We start from the raw sequence: 17541 nt of genomic DNA, 5'->3' as shown, positions 1-17541 counted from the left end.
AATGGCAAATGGGCCTTCCACTGGTCCAAGAATCCTTCATCTCGGCCCGAGGACTTCTATAAAACAGATTATGATGTTAAGAATTGGGACAAGATTGAGGTCCCCAGCAATATGGAAATCAAGGGGTATGGAGATCCCATTTATCTGAATATCAAGTATCCTTGGATTGGTTATGAAAATCCTGCACCGCCGAAGGCACCGACAACCTATAATCCCGTCGGTTCCTATAAGCGGACATTTACCGTTCCGGGAAACTGGAAAAGTAAAAAAACATATCTTTCCTTCCAGGGCGTTAAATCCGCTTTTTATGTTTGGGTGAACGGGGAAAAAGTGGGGTACAGCGAAGACAGCTATGCCCCGGCAGAATTTGAAATCTCCAAATATTTAAAGCACGGAGAAAACACGCTTGCCGTAGAAGTCTATCGCTGGTCAGATGGCAGCTGGCTCGAAGATCAGGATATGATTGATTTAAGAGGTATTTTCCGTGACGTTTATTTATACGCAACCCCTAAAGTGCACATGCAGGATTTCAAAGTAGAAACGGATTTTGACAAAGAGTATGTGAACGCAGATCTTAATGTAAAAGTAAACCTGACCAATCAGACAACCGATAAAACAAAAGCGGTTCGTGTAGAAACGATGCTGTATGATGCGCGAAAACGTGCCGTTTTAAACAAACCGGTAAAAGCGGATGTTGACCTGCAGGGGAAATCGTCTGCTTCTGTCAGTCTGGACAAGCAGATTAAGAAACCAAAGCAATGGTCTGCTGAAGATCCCAACCTGTATACGCTGGTTCTGTCACTGAAAGACAAGCGCGGAAAAACGCTTGAAACGGAGAGCACAAAGGTTGGCTTCAGAGAGTTCGAACTCAAGAACGGACAAATGACGATTAATGGCAAACCGATCGTATTTAAAGGGGTTAACCGGCATGAAATGGATCCGGATACGGGACAAACGCTCTCAAAAAGTCAAATGATTAAAGATATAAAGCTGCTTAAAGAAAACAATATTAATGCTGTTCGCACCTCTCATTATCCGAACAGTTCTATATGGCTTGATCTTGCTGATGAATATGGCCTGTACCTTATTGATGAAGCCAATCTTGAATCACACGGCGTGAGGGGCTCACTTCCGGATAGTAAGGCAGAGTGGACGGACGCATCTATTGATCGACTGAGCAGCATGGTAAATCGAGATAAAAATCACCCTTCGGTTCTGATATGGTCACTCGGTAATGAAGCGGGCAGTGGTGACAATTTCAAAAAGATGGCTGATTGGGCTCATGAGCATGATAAAACACGTCTTGTTCATTACGAAGGGGATAACCGCTGGACTGACGTAGAGAGCCATATGTATCCAAGTGTTGGTTCTGTCGAAGCTTATGGCAAATCTGGAAACACAAAACCCTACATTTTGTGTGAATACAGTCATGCAATGGGTGAAAGTGTTGGAAATCTGAAGGAATACTGGGATGCCATCGACAAATATCCAAACCTGCAGGGCGGTTTTATCTGGGATTGGGTAGACCAGGGAATAAGAAAAACGACACCAGACGGGAAGAGTACGTATTTTTCGCATGGCGGTGACTGGAAAGAAGGTTATCCAAACGATGGTGAATTCGCTGACGGCCTTGTTCTGCCTGATCGTACCCCTCAGCCTGAACTCGCAGAAGTGAAGAAAATTTATCAGAATGTCAAAATAAATGCAGTGGATCTTTTGAAAGGACAGGTGGAACTGACCAATCAAAATCTTTTCACGAATCTCAGTTCCTTTAATGCTCATTGGACATTGAAGGAAGACAACCAGACCATACAGCAAGGAACGCTGAAACATCTCGACGTTAAGCCACTTGCCAAAAAGACAGTTACCATTCCATTTAAAAAACCGAATCTCAAAGCAGGGGCGGAGTATTGGCTGAATATCGATTTTACGCTGCCTGAGAGCACCGAGTGGGCGAAAAGAGGTCATCCAGTAGCCGCCGAACAGTTTAAACTTCCTTTTAAAACGTCGGATGTAGCAGCTACTGATATTCTCAAAATGCCAAAGTTGAAGGTCAATAATTCAGACAGTAAAATAGAAATTTCAGGAAAGGATTTGCAGGTGGTCTTTGATAAACAAAAAGGGACACTTTCTAAGTATGCGTTTGACGGAAATGATCTGATTAAGTCTGGTCCAGAACCGAATTTCTGGAGAGCACCGACGAATAATGATTTGGGCAATGGAATGCCTGACCGTGATGGTACGTGGCGCCATGCTGGAAGAGATCGCTCGGTGACCAATGTCAGTGTGAAAAGTATTGCCGATCACGCCGTGCAGATTGACGTTGATCAGTCGCTTCCAACTCAACAAAAATCACAGAATAAAATCTCTTATACTGTTTACGGGACGGGTGATATTGCCGTCAAATCTACGTTGAAGCCTGGTAACAATCTTCCCGAAATACCGAAAGTTGGGATGACTCTTCAGGTTCCTAAACAATTTGATCAGGTTAAGTGGTATGGAAGGGGACCCGAGGCCAATTACTGGGATCGTAATACGGGTTATCCGGTCGACGTGTATTCAAGCACAGTGGATCAGCAATATTTTCCGCAGGTAAGAACACAGGAGGCGGGAAACAGGACTGATACACGCTGGGTCGCGCTGACTAACAAAAAGAATGAAGGGGTTATGGTCATTGGACAGCCAACCATAGATTTCAGTGCTTTGTATTATACTGATGAAAATATGGAATCTGTCAGACATCCCTATGAATTAACCAAACAGAATGCGGTCATACTTGATGTGGATTATCGACAGATGGGGCTTGGCGGTGATGACAGCTGGGGCGCACGTACCCATGCGCAATACACGTTACCGGCAAATAAAAACTATGCATACAGTTACCGGTTGCATCCAATCACAAGGCAGCATAGCCGGATATCGTCACTTATGCAGCAGAGTAAAGAAGTGCTGACATCAGATCTGGTGAAAGACATCCGGATTGACGGGCAGTCTTTGAAAGATTTCAACACGGACACGACAGATTATACCGTAAATATATTAAAAGGGTCACGTTCAGATGTTCCGAAGGTTCAGGTTACGCCATCCAGCGATGCAGTCACCATTAAGCAGTCGGACGCACAGTCATTGCCCGGAGATACAACGATTACTGCTTCTGCAATGAACGGATTGCTGACGAAGACATACACCATCCATTTCAAAGTAGTCGATGAAATGTATGCCAGTGATCTGGATTGGGAGAGCGGAACAACCGGATGGGGATCTATTCAGAGAGATCGCAGCGTCGATGGCAATACGCTGACCTTAGCCGGCGATTCCGGACCGATTCGGTTTGATAAGGGCATCGGTACGCATGCGAATTCAGAGATTGTTTATGATCTTTCCGGAAAAGGATACAAAACGTTCCACGCTCAGGTCGGTGTTGATCAGGAGGCTGGCGGCGGTTCCGTTGATTTTCAGGTGCTGGCAGACAAGGAAAAAGTTTTTGACAGCGGAAAAATGACGAAAAGCACGCCTGCCAAAACGGTTGATGTGGATCTTTCCAGCATTGACAAACTGAAGTTGATTGTTACTGATGCTGATGATGGCAATGGAAACGATCATGCGGATTGGGCTGACGCCAGATTTTCAGCTAAGTAATCCGTAGACAACTGAAAGTGCAGCCGGACAATCAGGCACGCAGTCTGATTGTCCGGTTTTTTTGTACTATAAGAGAGTTTAAAATTCAGCGGATGATAGCGGAGCGAGCCAGGGAAGACCCCGCAGGAATTTGTCCGCCCGCGGCATGCGAGCAACTGAAGCGCCGATGCCAACAAAATAAATAGATCAACGACTCTGGTCGAAAACTGTGAAAACGCGCGTTGACCGGTAAATCATGCTGAATGACCGGTAAAGTCATTTGACTGTGAGATATACATACGTTCTGAGATTGAACGCCCGAACAGTAAAAGTGATTCTTTTTTGGGATGCTTCAAGATTTAGAATTAAATAAGTTGTCATAAAAAAATAAATTAGTACCTTTACATAGGACCAGGTAACATGTAAAATATCTTTTACAACCTAAATGGGAGAAAAGAGAAAGAATTTCAGAACAAAACATTCTGAAAAAAGAGATAAATAAAAGCCATTTACGTTGTATTATTAAGGATGCACAGAAGGAGATTTTCAGGATGAATGGTTTACAAGACTTATTCAGGAAAAAGACGATGGATTTCACAATTCATCAGACGAGTGGTTCGAGCGGTCTGCAAAAGGCTCTGGGTGCCTTCGATCTCACGATGCTTGGTGTCGGTGCGGTGATCGGTACCGGAATTTTTGTTATGACTGGTGTTGTTGCTGCCCAATATTCAGGTCCTGCGATTATTTTATCATTTATACTTTCAGGCATTGCCTGTGCTTTTGCCGCACTGTGCTATGCGGAATTTGCATCAATGATTCCGGCATCGGGCAGTGCCTATACGTACAGCTATACTGTGTTTGGCGAACTGGTTGCCTGGATTCTCGGCTGGGATCTGATTCTCGAGTACGGCCTTGCCTGTTCGGTTGTTGCCAGCGGATGGTCCGCCTATTTTCAGGAGCTGATGAAAGGGTTTGGGCTGCATTTGCCAACCGTAATCAGTGCTGCACTTGATCCCGCAAAAGGGACTTATGTGGATGTTATGGCAACAGTGATTGTTGCTATTCTGTCCGCTGTGCTTCTTTGCGGGGTTAAGGAATCGAGCAGAATTAACGACATCATGGTGCTGATAAAAATAGGTGTTGTGCTCCTGTTCGTTGTTGTCGGTGCCTTTTATGTGAAACCGTCCAATTGGACGCCGTTTATGCCCTATGGATTCGGCGGCGTCGTGCAGGGAGCTTCAACCGCTTTTCTGGCCTATATTGGTTTTGACGCGGTTTCCTCAGCTTCGGAGGAAGTGCGGAATCCGCAGCGTGATATGCCGATTGGAATTCTGTCGGCGCTGGGTGTATGCATGGTCCTTTATATTTCTGTTTCCATTGTATTAACCGGCATGGTGCCCTATACAAAGTTAAATGTCGGCGATCCCGTTGCCTTTGCGCTACGCTTCGTTCACCAGGACTGGGTGGCCGGATTTGTATCGCTCGGCGCGATTCTCGGCATTACCACCGTGCTTTTCGTCATGATGTACGGACAGACACGCCTGTTCTTCGCCATTGGGCGGGACGGTCTGCTGCCAAGAGCGATTGCAAAACTGACGAAAAAGACAAAAACTCCGGTACTCAGCATTCTTCTGACCTGGCTGATGGCGACCGTTTTTTCAGCACTCGTTCCTCTTGATGAACTGGCCGAACTCGTCAATATCGGTACACTGTTTGCTTTCATTGTCGTATCGATCGGGGTCGTTGTGCTTCGCGTAAAGCGCCCGGATGTGGAGCGGAAATTTAAAGTTCCGTTTGTCTATGTCATTCCGTTTCTTTCCGTCCTTGCCTGTGGATTTCTGATGGTGAATCTGAGCGGACAGACATGGCTCCGTTTCTTAATCTGGTTTGCCGTCGGTCTGGTCATTTATCTGCTTTTCGGATTCAGGAACAGTGTGCTGGCTAAGGGACAGGAAATGGAACGTTAACACACATAAAATCATTTTGCGGAAAAGCGGAAAGCTTTTCCGTTTTTTTTGTGTGATAAGAAAGGATAAAATTCGGAGGGGGAAGATGTGGAGAAGTCTGTGTGGTTTACGAATGATCCAATAATGGCTTGGAAAGAGGTTTGCAGAGAAAGAAGGACAGAAGGATTGACGAATGAGGGCAATCATGCGATGATCAGAATAATTAAAGTGATGTTTGTCACATAATGATTCGAGGTGTTCGATATGGGTGGGATACTCAGTTCAGATATTGGTATTCCGGGTCTGATCTTGATTCTTGTGATTGCTCTGGTCATTTTTGGCCCGTCCAAGCTTCCTGAAATCGGCAAAGCATTCGGTAATACGCTGAAGGCGTTTAAACAATCGATGCAAGGGCTGAACGATGATGCTGATCAGACGAATGCCAAGGCAGAGAAAGTAAATACTGAACGCAGGAAATAGGGGACTGGGTGAACAATGGCTGACAGACAGTTGCCGCTCATAGAGCATTTTAATGAACTGAGAAAAAGGATCGTCGCTGTTTTTGTCGTCTTTGTTGCAAGCTGCGCACTTATGCTTTTTTTTGCAAAACGCTGTTATCTATGGCTTGTACATGATCTTGGGGTCGTCAATAAGCTTGCCGTGCTCGGGCCGACGGAGATTGTCGGTGTATACTTTATGATCGCAGGTATTGCGGCCATCGCGATTACGCTGCCTTTCGCGGCATGGCAGCTATGGCTTTTTGTCGCACCGGCATTGACCGAACGTGAGCGCAGAACGACACTTACGTATATTCCAGCTGTTTTTCTGCTTTTTCTGTCGGGGCTTATTTTTGGTTATGAAGTCGTTTTTCCGAACATTCTTCATGTGCTTCTCGGAATGAATGACGGTCTGTTTCAGGTTGTTTTTACGACAGAACGGTATTTTCGTTTTATGGTTAATGTCGTCCTTCCGTTCGGCATTGTGTTCGAATTGCCGGTTGTGGTCGTTTTCCTGACCAATCTTGGCATTCTGACACCGCAGTGGATGAGGAAAGTGCGCCGAATTGCTTATTTTGTGTTGATCGTCATTGGTGTCATTCTTTCACCGCCGGATTTCGTGTCCGATCTGTTAATGTCCGTGCCTCTATTGCTCCTATATGAAATCTGCGTGGGGGTGTCGTCGTTCGCGGATCGCAGAAGAAGGCGGAAAATAAGAAAGTTTGCAGACAATCAATGATCTGACGTTAAAAGAACGCTTTTAGCTGGTTGCTCTTGCCATGCGGGTATGGTACATTAAAACTAATGACTGAATGAACGTTGGTTCGAAGATTGGAGTACACGTCAATGCATACATTTTTATTAACGGTTATGATTATTTCGGCTGTCATTGTGATTGCGCTTGTTCTGATCCAAAGAAGCCAGGGGGACGGATTATCCGAAGCGATTACCGGTGGGGCTGAGCAGTTGTTCAGTAAGCAGAAGGCGAGAGGCATTGAAGTCGGGATAAAAAGACTGACTATCTTTTTTTCGCTCGTCTTTTTTGCCTGTGCGTTTTTGATTGGCTACTACTTTAAATAATTTCCAGAAATGTGAAACCGGAGCATTCTCCGGTTTTTCGTTTATACTATAAGAAAGTTTAAAGCTCAGCGGATTATAGTATAAGTGCGACGGCGTCTTGGACTTCACAGGAGGCCTGGCAAAGCCAGGTTTTCTAAATTTTTTTCAAAATGATTACCGATGGGTGCACCACTGATGTGTCTGCGCATGCAGAGGCTGGCATGTTCGCTAAGTATCTGCTGCCGTTCAGGCAGTGTGATTGTCCATGCATTCTCTGGAAGTTCTTTAGACCTGATTAAAGATATAGCGTATAATGTATGATGGAAGAAGATGCCTGCTTCATTCAGGCGGAATTTTGAATAGGGGGATGAAGGGGAAGTGGAATTAAAACGTCCAAAGCCATTTTTCCTGGAATCCGGTGCACGTGCAGTGCTGCTCCTTCATGGTTTTACCGGAAATTCGGTTGATGTTCGCCAGCTCGGCCGTTATCTGAATAAGCATGGGTACACATGCTGCGGTCCCGTTTATTCGGGCCATGGCGGTCCGGCAGAAGAATTGCTGGATGTCGGGCCTGAGGACTGGTGGCGGGACATTTGTGCGGCTGTTGATTTGCTCCGCAGCAGCGGGCATTCTGAATTCGCGGTTTGCGGTCTTTCACTTGGTGGGGTATTTTCACTCAAATGTGGATACACTTTTTCAGTGAAGGGCATTGTTCCGATGTGTGCTCCTTCAAAGCCCGTTCTTCGGGAACGGCTGATTGCCGGAATAACGAATTATGCCCGGACTTATAAGCGTTATCAGGGGAAAAGCGAGGAGGAAACAGCTGCTGAACTGACCGGGTTAAAGCAGCGGGCTCCCACTGTGCTGCAACGGCTGGCCGGACTGGTTGATGAGGTACGGAGCCATTGCCACAGCATTACAGTCCCCACCTTTATTGTACAGGCACGTAAAGACGAAATGATTGAGACAAGCAGTGCGCAGTATTTCTTTAATACGATACAATCTGCAGACAAGCAATTGAAATGGTATGAAAATTCAACACATGTGATTACGTTAGGAACAGAGAAAGTGCAGCTGCACCAGGATATCTATGCGTTTCTCGAAAGCCTGGATTGGTCTGTTTCCTAAGAGTAGGGAGGTTATCGACATGGCAGAAGAGCGCATACAGAAAATCCTGAATTATATGCGAGAAGAAACTTATCGGCCGATGACATTAAAGGAATTAGAAGAAGTTTTCGAAGCAAATGAAGCGGATAAATTTACAGATCTTGTGAAGGTAATGAATGAACTTGAGGAACAGGGACTGGTGATTCGCACACGTTCCGAACGTTACGGACTGCCTGAAAAAATGAACCTGATGAAGGGACATGTTCAGGCACACGCAAAGGGCTTTGCTTTTATTATTCCTGAGGACGAAAAGCTGGACGATGTATTTGTCGGACCGAATGATCTTGCCGGCGCGATGAACGGTGACACGGTTGTGGTTCGCGTGACGCACAAAACGTCGGGAGAACGTCCGGAAGGTACCGTGATCCGCATTCTGGAACGTGCGATTACGAAAGTGGTCGGTACTTTCAATGCCGGTCGTCATTTCGGCTTTGTCATTCCTGATGACCACCGTATTAATGGTGACATTTTCATTCCTGAAAATGCGGAGCACGGCGCTATGGAAGGACATAAGGTCATTGCGGAAATCACAAAATATCCCGAGGGACGCAAGAACGCGGAAGGCATGGTTACCCAGATTCTCGGTCATAAGAACGATCCGGGCGTTGATATTTTGTCCATTATCTATAAACATGATCTTCCGCTTGAATATCCGCCGGAAGTCATGTCGGAAGCCGAAGCGATTCCTGACACATTATCTGAAAAGGATTATGAGGGAAGACGCGATTTGCGCGGCGAAACGATTGTCACCATTGACGGCGAAGACTCCAAGGATCTGGATGACGCGGTCACCGTTTCACGCCTTGAGAACGGCAATTATAAATTAGGCGTACATATTGCCGATGTCAGCTATTATGTAACAGAAGGATCTGCTTTGGACGCCGAGGCCTATGAGCGCGGCACAAGTGTTTATCTTGTGGATCGTGTCATTCCAATGATTCCGCATCGTCTGTCGAACGGAATTTGCAGTCTGAATCCGCATGTGGATCGGTTAACGCTCAGCTGTGAAATGGAGATTACTCCAGAAGGTGATGTCGTCGGACATGACATTTTTCAAAGTGTGATTCGCTCTACAGAACGCATGACCTATAATAATGTCCGCAAAATTCTGCAGCGTGAAGACGAGGACGTTCTGGAACGTTATAAGGATCTGATTCCGTTTTTTGATCTCATGGGTGAACTGGCAGGCATTCTGGAAAAACATCGTCAGAAGCGCGGCGCCATTGATTTTGATTTCACTGAAGCCAAGATCATTGTTGATGAAAAGGGCAAACCAGTTGACGTTGTGATTCGCGAACGCACGATTGCCGAGCGCCTGATTGAATCCTTTATGCTGGCTGCAAACGAGACCGTTGCCGAGCATGTTGAAAAATTGCGTCTGCCGTTTATTTATCGGGTCCATGAAGAACCGAATGCGGAAAAACTGGAAAAGTTTTTCGATTTTGTCGTCAACTTCGGTTATGTGCTGCATGGGTCGCCGGATAATATACATCCGCGCACATTGCAGTCGCTGCTTGAAAAGGCAAAAGGGCAGCCGGAAGAAGCGGTGATCAGCACCGTGATGCTTCGCTCGATGGCTAAGGCCAAATATGATGATAAATGTCTGGGTCATTTTGGGCTGTCTACCGAATACTATACGCATTTTACCTCTCCGATCCGCCGCTACCCGGATTTAACGGTGCATCGGCTGCTGCGCAAATATCTGTTTGAGAAGAAAACAGATCCGAAAACAGTGGCCTACTGGAAAGCAGAGATGCCGGAGATTGCCAAGCATACATCTGAATGTGAGCAGCGTGCGGTTGAAGCAGAACGTGATACGGACGACCTGAAGAAAGCTGAGTTCATGCAGGACAAAGTGGGTGAAACGTTCTCCGGTGTGGTCAGCGGGGTAACGAACTTCGGTTTGTTTGTCGAACTCCCGAATACAATTGAAGGCCTTGTTCATATCAGTTATCTGACGGATGACTATTACCATTACAGTGAAGAAAATATGGCACTGATGGGTGAACGGACAGGGCATATGTATCGGATCGGCGATGAAATTGAAGTGCGTGTGCTTGATGTTAATCTTGAAGAACATGCTGTAGACTTTGAAGTTGTCGGCATGAAACCGCAGAAGCCGCGCCAGCGCAAGTCGCGTCCAACCATTATTCAAGGAAAGACAGGACCCGGCGATGGCAGCAAAAAACGTTTTGACGATAAAAAAGGCGGGAAACACTATGATTCACATGGTGGCAACCGCGGAAGACGAAATAATGGTAACCCCAAGTCAGGGTCAGGGTCATTTAAGAATACGCCACATGTAAAGAACGTCGATCGCAGTAAGTAAACAGCATTTCTACGCGATTCGGATAGATGAAGAAAAAGCCGTTATCTGCTGCTTGCAGCGATAACGGCTTTCATACTTTTATCTATTCTGCGTGTTTCCTTACAAATGCGACTGCGCAGATTCAATTTGAGGATCTGCATTTTTTTCGGTTTCGGCCATTTGTGTGAGCAGTGCGCGTACAGACTGCCATGACTTCAGCCGATAGGCAGCACGTGTGTCATCCGGGCCGACCTTAATAGAAAATGCGTCGGCAGGGAGTGCGGCGAATAAATCTTCATCCGTTCGGTCATCACCAACGCCCAAAATGAAATCGTAATTCTGATTCCGCATGAAAATGGGCACCGCGGAACCTTTACTGATTCGATTATCTTTAACCTCGAGCACTTTTTTCCCTTGCAGAATCTGAAGGTTCAATGATCCGGTCATATTCATTAAGTTGGCTTTAATGCTTGGCAGCCAAAGATCGATCGCTTCGGGTTCGCAGAGACGGTAATGCCAGGCGAGTGAATAATCTTTGACTTCGATAAATGATCCGGGCATGCGATCTGTGTTCATCTGAAGAATCGGATAGATTGCTTTTTTCCATTCATTATTCAGCTGCATCGTCATTTTCCATTTCTGGCCCGGGTGAAGCACCCAAAGTCCGTGAGAAGAGACCATGTGAAGATTTAAATCTGAGAACCATTGAGTGAGTGATTCTTTGTCACGCCCCGAAGCGATAACGACCGTATTTTTCGGAGAAGCTGAAAGAGTACGAAGCAATTGTTTCAGCTTCAGATCCGGATGAGCAAGTTCCGGTGTCCGGGCAAAACCGACAAGTGTGCCGTCGTAGTCCAAAAAGATAATTCTTTTCTTTGCCCGTTGATAGGCACGGATCAGTTGTGTTTGATCGCGGTCCAGGCTTACCGGTACTGCGGCGTTCTTTATCTGAGTTAATTGTTCGAGCCTCCCGAGAAAAGTGTTGACCCAGAAATGGACATTATAACGCTTCAGCCGCTCCTGCATCATTTTATTACGCGCTTTCTTTTCGTCTGTCGGCATTTCCAGAGCTGTCCGTATTCCTTCGGCAACAGCCGCATAGTCATTGGGATTGACAATCACACCTTCTCCTAATTCACTTGCAGCACCAGCTGTCTCACTGATGACAATCATGCCCTGAAGATCGGTTCGCGCAGCAGTATATTCCTTGGCGACCAGATTCATGCCGTCTCTGAGCGGTGTGACAAGAAGAACGTCTGAATAGCGATAGAAAGAAATCAGTTCTTCCTGTGAAAAGGATTGAAAGTAAAACCAGATCGGCATCCAGTCAACCGTTCCGAACATGCCATTCACTGAACTCACCAATTCTGAAATCTGCTGCTTCAGTTCTTCATAGGAAGCAACCTTTTCGCGTGAAGGTGCAACGATCAGATTAAATCGGACCTTGCCTCGATACTGTGGATATTTGACAAGCAAACGCTTGAACGATCTGATTTTCTCCGGAATGCCTTTTGTATAATCCAGACGGTCGATGGAAAGAATCGTTTTTTCCGATGCCATCTTTTTGAACGATTCTTCGGTCGGTGCGTCAGTGATGTGCTGAGTAAAAAAGTTATAGTCAATACCCATTGGAAAAGCACCTACATGAATCTGCCGGTCTTCATATTTTACGGTGTGGATCTTACGGCTTGTTCCCAGCAGACGTGTGCATGTACTGAAAAAATGGCGCACGTAATCATAGGTGTGAAAGCCAATCAAGTCAGCGCCGAGCATACCGCGAAGAATTTCTTCACGCCAGATCAGCGTACGGAACAGTTCATAGGATGGGAACGGGATGTGGAGAAAGAAGCCGATTTTCGCATTGGGATATTTGTCACGAATCATTTGAGGAAGCAGCATCAGCTGATAATCGTGTATCCAGACGGTATCTCTGTCATCCATCAGCCGGTCCGCCACTTTAAAAAATTTAGTGTTAACCTCTTCATAGGCCTCCCATGTCCGCGCATTGTAATGCACTTTATTAATGAAATAATGAAACAGAGGCCAGATGGTTTTATTCGAAAAGCCATAGTAATAGTCATCGATATCCTTTTTTGTCAGTGTGACCGGAACGCAGGAATAGTCGCTTTGCAGCGTTTCGTCAATTGCTTGCTGCTCCTTTTCGGACAGGGACTCTTCAGCAACACCGCTCCAGCCGATCCATAAAGCTCCGGATTTCTGCTGGTAGCTCTTTAGTCCCGTGGCAAGTCCGCCAATACTTTCCTGAAAAACAGGTTTATCGCCTTCCTTTTTAATGGTAACCGGCAGACGATTGGAAATAAGAATCGTTTTACTCATCTTGTTATGATTCCTCCCTACATAGATAAATGCTCTGGTTCGTATCAGCACCGTTCTTTCCTGTTATTTCTTCCATATTTAATAATCTGACGATTCGATGATCAGTGAACGCAGGCAGGCGAATAGATTAAGAAAACGTCGAATCGTCTCGACGTATCGTTCTTATAGTGTGGGCGGAAGAGGTGCAAAATAGACAGATTTAATCGGATCGCATTTGAGTGGCCCCAAAAGAAGAGGGCAAGTGAATAGCATCCCTAATACATACTAATACCCTTTAAGTAACAAAATGAAACATCTGGGAATAAAAAAGCCGGTGCAACTTGAACACACATAGAATTAAGTGCTTTCATTTGATATACTTTGAATAGAAAAGTTCTGCTTCAACTCAATGTTGTTTTCATTGTGCATGCCAGTAAGACTCCGCGGATTTTAGATCCTCTGAGGTTTGCAGTGCACAGAATAATAAACGATCAAAAACGATCTTAGATTTTAACAAAACCGATAGAAAAAGAAAACGGCCAGGATTGAAAAAAGGTGATCATCAGCGGCTGAACGGAAACAGACCATAGAAGAATGTGGGGATCTGTCATGGTTAAACTCATTGCAATGGATATGGATGGAACGCTTCTGAACAGGCGGCGCGGGATCAGTTGGGAAAACCTGAAAGCACTCCGTTATGCCTGCACAAAAGGAGTCGCTTTAGCGATTGCATCCGGACGCGCGTTTTTTGATATTGAGAGTAAAATGAAAGAAGTCGATCTTGAAACGCATCTTATCGGTACAAACGGGGGAACGATCCATACATCGGATGGCAAATTACTTGGCGCAGATTTTCTCAATCGTGACGAAGCGCTTCAGATGATTCAGGCGCTTGCTGATCGGCAATACTATCTTGGTGCCTATTCGGCACATCACATCTATGTGCCGGCACAGGGGACAGACTGGCTCCGCGAGGAACTGAGACAGCTAAAGATACATGAGGACCGTTCGGTGGGCTTTCAGGGCGCGACACGCGATACTTTTTACCGTTTTGTCGATGACTGGAGTATCTTTAAAAAACGTGATACGGAGTTCTCAAAAATAATCGTTTTCTCCTATGATGACAGGAAGCTTAAGCGGGCGAGAACTGTCTATGAAGCTGGCCACAGGTACAGCATCGTCTCAAGCGGTACAGGGAACTTTGAAATCATGCCGCTGAATGTATCGAAAGGGAACGCGCTCGATCACCTGGCTCACTACCTCGGCATTCCAATGAGCGAGGTGATGGCGATCGGTGACAATTACAATGACCTGTCCATGTTTGACGTTGCAGGCCTGTCAGTCGCCATGGGCAACGCCGATGATGCCATCAAGGCTGTCTGTGACCGTATTACAGCAAATTGTGAAGAAGACGGGGTTGCGCAGGCCATTTATGAGGCACTTGGTGCGTCCGATGAGGCAGGCAGCCTTGATGGATGAAGAAATGGTTAATTTTGAGGGACTGGTCTGCTCACAGCTGCCTCCATTCAATGGTTGTGATCATCCAATGAGGTTATGAGGAGCGTCCGAAATGCTGTGACATGACGCTGACAGCGGCCATTTTGACCGTTGGTCTCCTCCTCTCGGATTGGGCAGAAAATTTGCAAGATGGAACGAATACGCCTCCATTCTTCCGATAAAGCGCTTGCCCGGCGGTACTGCAATGTCCTATAATGGAACAATGAATGAAAGTCTGGCAGGTGTTTGACGATGGGAAAAGGCGAGAGCCGCGTACTTGCTCAGAATCGCAAGGCGCATCATGATTACTTTATTGAGGAGACGGTAGAGGCCGGTCTCGTGCTTCAGGGGACGGAAATCAAATCAATTCGTCGCGGCAAGGTTAATATTCAGGACGCATTCGCCCGTGTCGAAAACGGTGAAGCGTTTGTTTATAATATGCATATCAGCCAGTATGAACAAGGCAACCGCTATAACCACGATCCGCTGCGGACACGAAAGCTGTTGATGCATCAGAAAGAAATCAGCAAGCTTGGAGCGGAAGCAGGTAAAACAGGCTATGCGCTGGTTCCGCTGAAAGTCTATATTAAGAATGGATTTGCCAAAGTGCTGATTGGTCTTGGCAGGGGCAAGAAGATGTATGACAAACGTGAGTCAATGAAACAGCAGACCGCGAAACGTGAAATGGCGCGTGCATTACGCGCACACCAGAAAATGTAAGTTGAAATGGTTGTTTGAATTTGCTATACTTGCCTTACTGTGTTAATCACAGTTACAGTTATGGATCATTTTTTACCGCAAGTCCCGTTGTTACATGTAACGGGGACGTTACGGATTCGACAGGGACAGGTCGGGTTTAAGCGGCGAGCCGAGGGGGCCGGCCTCGTTAAAACGCCAAAGCCATAACTGGCAAAACGAATAACAACCTCGCTTTAGCTGCCTAATCAGCTTTAGCGGTCCCTCCCTCCATCGCCCATGTGGTAGGATCAGGGACTCACTCTAGTGGGATACGCCGGACGCCTGCATCCTGAAGGCCAGGGAAGAGCACAATCGGGATAGCCTCGCGAACGCCTGTCGGTGGGCAGACGCAGAGGTGAATCGCTAATCTGCCGACTACGCTCGTAGAAACTTAAATTACGATGTTTCTGGACGTGGGTTCGACTCCCACCGTCTCCATTCGGAGCATTTTATAGTTTTTTATGAATCCTCGAAATCGTTGGTCTGATGCGGTTTTCGGGGATTTTTATTTTATAGAATTTTATAACTTTGCTGGCTAAAAGCTGGGTGTTTTCCGGCTGCGTTTTAGGTCATTTTGAAGCGCCTTTTTTGGTCGACATGATCTTCGGTGTGGTGGCTGAGATTATACCGAAATCGGGGTACGTTGGATCTTAGGTTTATCATCCAGGTAAAATAAAAGAATATTAAATATGGATATGAGGAGGTTTTTTTTGAGTAAATATAGCAAAGTGAGTGTTATAGCGTTTGTAGTTGTTGTTTTTGTGCTCGGCACATTACTTGCCTTTCATCAATACCAACTTAATAGACAGCATAATCGTGAGACAGCCTTAAAAGCTATCAATCGGTATATTTTAAAACAAGGAATAGACCAAAAAGATATAGTGGTATCAGATTTTTTCTACGGCGATGATAACCAGTATCATCGATTTATATATGTTAAAGGTGAAAAGGAAAATATTGCTTACGAATATATTTATAAATCAGAGGCAAAGAAAATCATGTTTATACCCGAGGAAGTGGCACATAAGTATATATTAAAAAAAGAATGGGGGGGGTCACAACTGTCTGAATCGGAAACAAATAAAATTAAATATCCACCTCCAGGTAAAAAGTATACTTATTAAAGATTAGAAGGGGTGTCTCATTAGTCAAAAATTAAAGAAGGCACTTTGTTTTTAATTTAAATAACTTCTATCCTACCTAGTTAATTATAATGAGAAGATTGTTTAGTGACTCGGATCAATACTACTAATCCGGATTATTTTGCTGGGGAATTTATCTCTTGGTAATATTGGTCTCTTCGTTTATAAATCATTCTTGTTATTCATCAAGTGAAGAAATTTACTTTCACGTTGCCAATGATCGCATGAAACATTGAGGCCACTCTATGGAGAACTATAGAAAAAGTGTTCAAAATTCGCAAATATAAAGAATGTGACTGTTCACTTAACAGTTAAATTGTTACCAAAATGAGGAGTGATAAAATGCCGGTAACAATTAAGCGTAATACAGGGCCGTGGGCATACTTTATTCCTATGGCAATAAAAATTAACGATAAAAAAGTTGGTAAGATTAAAAGCGATGAACAAATAGAAGTTAAGCTCCCTGATAAAACAGCACAATTAAAAGTTGTAAAGTTTCCATCAAGAAGTAACAGAATAGAAGTAACAGACGGGGACATTATCGAAATAAGAGCATCTAGATGGCACAATCTGATTTTTTGGGGGTTTTTAATAACTCTTTATATGAGTTATTTCATCACCAATATCACATACAGAGCGGTCATTGCCACATTTATCATTGTATTAGCTTTCGTTACAGCTTTTTGTTTGAATGAATTTTATCTTAAAAAAAATGAAGATTAACTTTGAATGAGACTAATCTGGCGGCACTTATTGTGACCATAAATATAGTTTTTCTGCCAGAAAAAAGGTAGTTAAATTCACTGCAGAGAGCCATCATCACAGCTCTCTTTTCGTATAAAAAAAAATCCCATGCTCAGCATGGGTGGCGAATAGAGTAATGTTATTTTTATTCTAGGACTAATATATCACAAATGTCGCTATTAACAAATGATCATACCTCTTTTTTTACTGGTTTGGAAATTGATCACTCAAAGGAACAAATGGATTTATTTCGCAAGTAAAGCGCTTAACTCTTAACCGTCCAAAATCCTCAATGACTAGATATCTCTGGTCATTATCTTCAATGATCTCTCCTCTCCGATATTTTGAATGCGCTGACTGAATTTGCACCGTTTCGCATAAATACCATGCGGTAGACTGAGCGAGATACTGAATGATGTACATGTTACGAATCATTGATAAAACCTCCTAATTAGATGTGAATAGAACTAACATCAATTCAAAGGATAATTTTACCAGTAATTTATGTT

The 17541-nt window shown here is 44.8% G+C and carries 13 protein-coding genes and 1 other RNA gene; 12 read left to right on the top strand and 2 right to left on the bottom strand.

Translation table 11 applies throughout. The features are described 5' to 3' along the window. From lacZ to rnr, 7 genes are all read left to right on the top strand, one after another. On the top strand, positions 1-3639 hold a 3639-nt coding region (gene lacZ / locus M3N64_RS13575; RefSeq protein WP_249104030.1), incomplete at its 5' end, for a beta-galactosidase, LacZ type. A gap of 530 nt (positions 3640-4169) precedes the next feature. Next, positions 4170-5585: a branched-chain amino acid transporter BcaP gene (gene bcaP / locus M3N64_RS13570; protein ID WP_249104027.1), complete on the top strand. Its 1416-nt coding sequence runs from the start codon at positions 4170-4172 to the stop codon at positions 5583-5585. A 243-nt stretch (positions 5586-5828) separates the two neighbouring features. Further along, positions 5829-6044 (top strand): twin-arginine translocase TatA/TatE family subunit, encoded by a 216-nt coding sequence (locus M3N64_RS13565; RefSeq protein ID WP_249104023.1) that lies wholly within the window; start codon positions 5829-5831, stop codon positions 6042-6044. Between the two features lie 15 nt (positions 6045-6059). Further along, positions 6060-6800: a twin-arginine translocase subunit TatC gene (gene tatC, locus M3N64_RS13560; protein WP_249104019.1), complete on the top strand. Its 741-nt coding sequence runs from the start codon at positions 6060-6062 to the stop codon at positions 6798-6800. A 107-nt stretch (positions 6801-6907) separates the two neighbouring features. Beyond that, a complete protein-coding gene (secG, locus tag M3N64_RS13555; protein ID WP_249104015.1) occupies positions 6908-7141 on the top strand; it encodes a preprotein translocase subunit SecG in 234 nt (77 codons plus the stop codon). A gap of 357 nt (positions 7142-7498) precedes the next feature. Continuing rightward, complete coding sequence (locus M3N64_RS13550; protein WP_249104011.1) at positions 7499-8248, top strand: alpha/beta hydrolase; 750 nt, start codon at positions 7499-7501, stop codon at positions 8246-8248. Between the two features lie 19 nt (positions 8249-8267). After that, the gene (rnr, locus tag M3N64_RS13545; protein ID WP_249104008.1) at positions 8268-10616 is read left to right on the top strand and encodes a ribonuclease R; all 2349 of its coding nucleotides are present in this window, start codon (positions 8268-8270) and stop codon (positions 10614-10616) included. A 99-nt stretch (positions 10617-10715) separates the two neighbouring features. Here the strand turns inward: rnr and M3N64_RS13540 are convergent, their stop codons facing one another. Next, the gene (locus tag M3N64_RS13540; RefSeq protein WP_249104005.1) at positions 10716-12932 is read right to left on the bottom strand and encodes a bifunctional alpha,alpha-trehalose-phosphate synthase (UDP-forming)/trehalose-phosphatase; all 2217 of its coding nucleotides are present in this window, start codon (positions 12930-12932) and stop codon (positions 10716-10718) included. 588 nt (positions 12933-13520) lie between these two features. Here M3N64_RS13540 and M3N64_RS13535 point away from each other — a divergent pair. From M3N64_RS13535 to M3N64_RS13515, 5 genes are all read left to right on the top strand, one after another. Beyond that, positions 13521-14390, top strand: coding sequence for a Cof-type HAD-IIB family hydrolase (locus M3N64_RS13535; protein ID WP_249104003.1), 870 nt, complete (start codon positions 13521-13523; stop codon positions 14388-14390). A gap of 270 nt (positions 14391-14660) precedes the next feature. Beyond that, a complete protein-coding gene (smpB, locus tag M3N64_RS13530; RefSeq protein ID WP_249103998.1) occupies positions 14661-15128 on the top strand; it encodes an SsrA-binding protein SmpB in 468 nt (155 codons plus the stop codon). Between the two features lie 101 nt (positions 15129-15229). After that, positions 15230-15587: a transfer-messenger RNA gene (ssrA, locus tag M3N64_RS13525) on the top strand. Between the two features lie 269 nt (positions 15588-15856). After that, the gene (locus M3N64_RS13520) at positions 15857-16270 is read left to right on the top strand and encodes a hypothetical protein (protein ID WP_249103995.1); all 414 of its coding nucleotides are present in this window, start codon (positions 15857-15859) and stop codon (positions 16268-16270) included. Positions 16271-16630: 360 nt separating this feature from the next. Then, on the top strand, positions 16631-17011 hold the full coding sequence (locus tag M3N64_RS13515; RefSeq protein WP_249103986.1) for a hypothetical protein: 381 nt from the start codon (positions 16631-16633) through the stop codon (positions 17009-17011). A 225-nt stretch (positions 17012-17236) separates the two neighbouring features. Here M3N64_RS13515 and M3N64_RS13510 read toward each other — a convergent pair whose 3' ends face one another. Then, positions 17237-17467: a hypothetical protein gene (locus M3N64_RS13510; protein WP_249103983.1), complete on the bottom strand. Its 231-nt coding sequence runs from the start codon at positions 17465-17467 to the stop codon at positions 17237-17239. Positions 17468-17541 lie beyond the last annotated feature (74 nt).

The sequence above is a fragment of the Sporolactobacillus mangiferae genome (genome assembly GCF_023336505.1).
Classification (GTDB): Bacteria; Bacillota; Bacilli; order Bacillales; family Sporolactobacillaceae; genus Sporolactobacillus; species Sporolactobacillus mangiferae.
The sequence above is the reverse complement of the archived record's forward strand: the minus strand, read 5'-3'. Positions and strand labels throughout refer to the sequence as shown.